Below are 4406 nucleotides of genomic sequence, written 5' to 3'. Positions count from 1 at the left end.
GGCGGGTGGGGGAGAACCGCCGGTCCGACAGCTACTCGCAGCGGAGCCCGTCCGCCGGTGTCTCGCCGCGCAGCAGGTGCCCGTCGACCGCGTCGGCCACGCACGCGTTGTCCGGCGTGTACGCCCCGTGCCCCTCGCCGTCGTTGGTCAGCAGCGGCGCCACCTCCGGGCCGCCCATCGCCTCCTGCATTCGCGCCGCGCCCTCGTACGGCGTCGCCGGGTCACCGGTCGTCGCGACCAGCAGCAGCGGCGCCGCCGCGTCGGGCGCGCTGAACTCCTCCGGTTCCGCCGCCTCCTCGAACGGCCACCCCAGGCAGCCGCTCAGCCCCCACAGCATCCACTCCCCGAAGACCGGCGACGCCGCCTCGAACTCCTCGCGGTGCCGCACGACGTCGTCCAGCGCCATCCGGGACGGGTCGTCCGCGCAGCGGATCGCGCTGAGCGCCGGCATCAGGTTGCTGTAACGGCCCTCGCTGTCACGCCCGTTGTAGAAGTCGGCGAGCAGCAGCAGCGTGTCGCCCGAGCCGCCGCCGAGCGCCTCCTCGAGCCCCATCGTCAGGTACTCCCAGCTCTCCTCCGAGTACAGCGCGGAGGCGATGCCCGTCATCCCGAGGCCGGAGGTCAGCACCCGGCCGTCCGGGTCGCTGGTCGGGAGCGGCTCGGTGGCCAGGTCGTCGAGCAGCGTCTCGATCGTCGCGAGGCCCGTCTCCACGTCGCCGCCGGTCGGGCAGCTCGGGCTGGTCGCGCAGTCCTCCAGGTAGTGCTCGAGCGCCAGCTGGAAGCCCTCGGCGTCGAGCAGCGACTGCGCCACCGGGTCCGGGTTGGGGTCGACGACCGCGTCGAGCACGGTGCGGCCCACGTTCTCGGGGAAGAGGTGGGCGTAGACCGCGCCGAGCTCCGTCCCGTAGGAGATGCCGAAGTAGTTGAGCCGTTCGTCGCCGAGCGCGTGCCGCAGCAGGTCCATGTCGCGGGCGGTGTTGTTCGTGGTGACGTGCGGCAGCAGCTCGCCCGAGTTGGCCTGGCAGGCGGCCGCGTACTCCTCGCTGTCGGCGACGAACTCCGCCTCCTCGGCCTCCGTCCGCGGCGGTCCCGAGTCCTCCTGGTCGGCCTCGTCGGTCTCCTCGTCGGAGAGGCAGGTGACCGGCGCGCTCTCGCCGACGCCGCGCGGGTCGAAGCTGACCAGGTCGAAGCCGCCGGTGCGCAGGTTCTCGTAGTCGTCGACGGCGAGCGGCAGGGTGCCGACGCCGGAGCCGCCGGGGCCGCCGAAGTTGAAGACCAGCGAGCCGAGGCGGTCGTCCTCGGGGGCCGAGCTGACGACGCGGATCAGCGCCAGGTCGATCGTCTCGCCCTCGGGATCGGCGTAGTCGAGCGGCACGGTCAGGGTGCCGCACTGCCAGGGCGTGCCGTCGCCGCGCTGGATGGGGCGGGGGCCCTCGCCCTGGAGCGGGGTGGGTGCCTCGCACCCCGACCACTGGATGCGCTGCTGGGCCAGCTCGTCCGGCAGCCCGGGGTAGGAGTCGGCGGCCGGTACGGACTCGGTGCCGACGGTCCCGCCGTCTTCCGTACCCTGACCTCCGTCGTCGGCGGGTCCGATGGCGAGATCGCGGGTGGCGCAGGACGTCGCCAGCAGGCCGGCGGTCAGCGCGGCCGCGAGGGCGGCACGGAGACGCCGGGAACGAAAGTGTGAAGGTATGTTCATTATGGGCAGACGGTACCGTCACGCGGGGTCGTCCCGGCGAGCAGGTACGCGTTGACGGTCTCCACGACGCACGCGTCGCCGCCCTGGTAGCCGCCATGCCCCTCGCCCTCATACGTCAGCAGCACGCCGACGCCCTCGCCGAGCGCCGCCCGCATCCGCTCCGCGCCCACGTACGGCGTCGCCGGGTCGCCGACGGTGCCGACCAGCAGGATCGGCCCCGCGCCGGGCGCCGACACCTCGGGCTGGTCGCGTTCGCCGGCCACCGGCCAGTACGCGCAGTCCAGCAGGGACCAGACCAGGTGCGGCCCGAAGACGGGCGACGCCTCGACGAACGCGGGCTCGTGGGCGCGCACGTCGGCCACGTCGGGTCGGGAGGCGAAGTCGGCGCAGTTGACGGCCGTGTTGGCGGCGTGCAGGTTGCGGTAACGCCCCTGCTCGTCGCGCCCGTTGTACCGCTCAGCCGCCGCGAGCAACACGTCACCCCGGCCGTCCTGCCCGGCCTGCCGCACCCCCTCGGTGAGCGTCGGCCACGACGACTCGGAGTACAGCAGCCCGAGCACCGCCGTCACGGCCAACCCCTGGGTCAGCCGCCGCCCGCCGTCGGTCGGCAGCGGCCGCTCCCGCAGCCTCTCGAACAGCGCCGCCAGCTCGTCCTCGGTCGGACATCCGTCGTTCGGGACGCAGGCGTCCAGATAGTGGTCGAGCGCCAGTTGGAACCCCTGGGTCTGCAGCAGCGCCCGCCGCACGACGTCCCTGGTCGGGTCGACGACCGCGTCGAACACGGTGCGGCCGACGTGCTCGGGGAAGAGGTGCGCGTGGACGGCGCCGAGCTTCGTCCCGTACGACACGCCGAAGTAGTTGAGCCGCTCGTCCCCGAGCGCCCGCCGTAACAGGTCCAGGTCGCGCGCCGCGTCGACCGTGGTGAGATGCGGCAGCAGCGGCCCGGCCGCCGCCTCGCAGGCCCGGGCGTAGTCGTACGCCCGCGACAGGTACGACAGCTCCTCCTCCTCGGTCACCGGCGGCCCGTCGTTCCGCTGCGCCGCCGCGTCGATCTCGGCGTCCGTCCGGCAGACGACGGGCGAACTCGCCCCGACCCCGCGCGGATCGAAACTCACCAGGTCGTACCGCTCACCGAGCTCCGCGTACCGCTCCTCGGCCCGGGGCAACGCCGCCACGCCGGAGCCGCCGGGACCGCCGAAGTTGAACACCAGCGACCCCAACCGCTCCCCGCCGGTCGCCGGCTTCCTGACCACCGCGATCTCCACGGTCTCGCCGCTCCCCGGCGCGTCGTAGTCCAGCGGCACGGTCAGCGTCGCGCACTCCCACTCGGCGCCGGGCGCGTCCCCGCTCCCCTGTAGCGGCGTGGGCGCTGGGCACTCGTCCCACGCCAACCGCTGCTCGCTGAACCGCGCCGGCACCGGCGGGACCTCGGCGGCCTCCGACTCCGCCACGGGCGGCCGCGTCTCCGAAGGACCGGCACCGCTGCACGCGCCCGCCCCGAGCCCGATGACGACGGCCAGCGCCACCGTGCGTGTGTTCCCCCCGCGCATGACCTCAGGTTACTGGGCTGAGCACGTCGTGGCCCTGGCCGTTCCAGAAGACCGCGCCGACCAGCGCGCCGCCCTTCCCCGACCCGCTCGCGGACATAGCTGCCAGGCCCCGGAGGTCGTCGGCCACAGCGCCGGCTCCGCCACGAACCCGCGCGCGGTGAGGCGCTCGAACCCCGCCACGATCCGGCACAGATTCGAGGAACCGCCGCCCCAGGCAGCGCACCACACCCTTCTTCGGCGGGCTGGCGCCGTCCGCCGCGGCGACGAGCGCCGCCATCGACGCCTCGTACTCCCGCCGCAACTCCTCCGCGCTCATGCCGACGAGACGGCTCCCGTCCTCCTCCGCGCCCTGCCAGGCACGACGACACCAGGCCCGCCCCGGCGGACACCGAAGGCACCCGCGAGGTCATCGCCCCGCGCCAGCGGATCGCGACATCCCTGACCGGGCCGCCGTCCGGCCCGAAGCGCCCGGCCGGGTCGGCCGGCGGAGCGAGCAGCCCCGTCCCCTCGTCATCGGCCGCCAGACGCTCGGCGTTCACGACCTCGTACGGTTCCTGAGGGCTGAGCAGGTGAGAACTGTTCAGCCGCGGTCTTGGGCGCACTGGTCCGGGGCGTACTCAGCCCCGGGGGGCCGACACGGATCCCGTCCGTGGTCCGATCCCGGAAGGCCGGCTCCCTACGCGACCTTGCCATATAGATACGGCCAGAGGCGACGGGGAGGCCCCGAACCATCGCTCCGGTGGAGCGGCGGCCGCGCTGGCGCCGCACCCGGCGTCCCAGATCGCACGATCACCGTAGCCCGAACAGCCCGGCACACCGCAAGCCCACAAGCCGCCCCTCGCACGAACAAGCTGACTCGACCACGTACACACTCCCCGGCGAGCAGCTATCACCCCTCGTCCGCCAACTCCCGCTGGCGCATCCGCAACCCCCGCCGAGCACGGGTGTGGCGCCGGCGCTGGCATCGGGTGGGTGGTTCGTGTCGGTGTTGTCGGTCATGGGTGGCCGATCAGCCAGACCAGGCGGACCTCCACCCGGTCCTGGAAGACGCGGTAGCCGATGGAGACGCCGGCGGGGGTGAGGACGAGGCGGCGGAGGGCGGTGGGGCCGGTGCCTTCGAAGAGTTCGCCGGTGGTGAGGGGACGGGTGGCGAGGGG

General features: G+C 73.8%; 3 protein-coding genes. All 3 read right to left on the bottom strand.

What is annotated here, in order from left to right; all coding sequences use genetic code 11:
- Window positions 1–31: 31 nt before the first annotated feature.
- Genes E1265_RS34140 through E1265_RS34130 form a run of 3 tightly spaced genes read right to left on the bottom strand, consistent with a single transcriptional unit; the run spans window position 32 to window position 3565 of the window.
- Window positions 32–1699, bottom strand: a complete 1668-nt coding sequence (locus E1265_RS34140; protein WP_243741311.1) for an alpha/beta hydrolase — start codon at window positions 1697–1699, stop codon at window positions 32–34.
- On the bottom strand, window positions 1699–3249 hold the full coding sequence (locus E1265_RS34135; protein ID WP_132934833.1) for an alpha/beta hydrolase: 1551 nt from the start codon (window positions 3247–3249) through the stop codon (window positions 1699–1701). The genes E1265_RS34140 and E1265_RS34135 overlap by 1 nt, the downstream gene beginning before the upstream one ends.
- A 4-nt stretch (window positions 3250–3253) precedes the next feature.
- Complete coding sequence (locus E1265_RS34130) at window positions 3254–3565, bottom strand: hypothetical protein (RefSeq protein WP_132934832.1); 312 nt, start codon at window positions 3563–3565, stop codon at window positions 3254–3256.
- Window positions 3566–4406 lie beyond the last annotated feature (841 nt).

The sequence above is a fragment of the Streptomyces sp. 8K308 genome, assembly GCF_004348315.1.
Taxonomy (GTDB): Bacteria; Actinomycetota; Actinomycetes; order Streptomycetales; family Streptomycetaceae; genus Streptomyces.
Note: the sequence above shows the minus strand (reverse complement) of the source record. Positions and strands in the feature narration are given on the sequence as shown.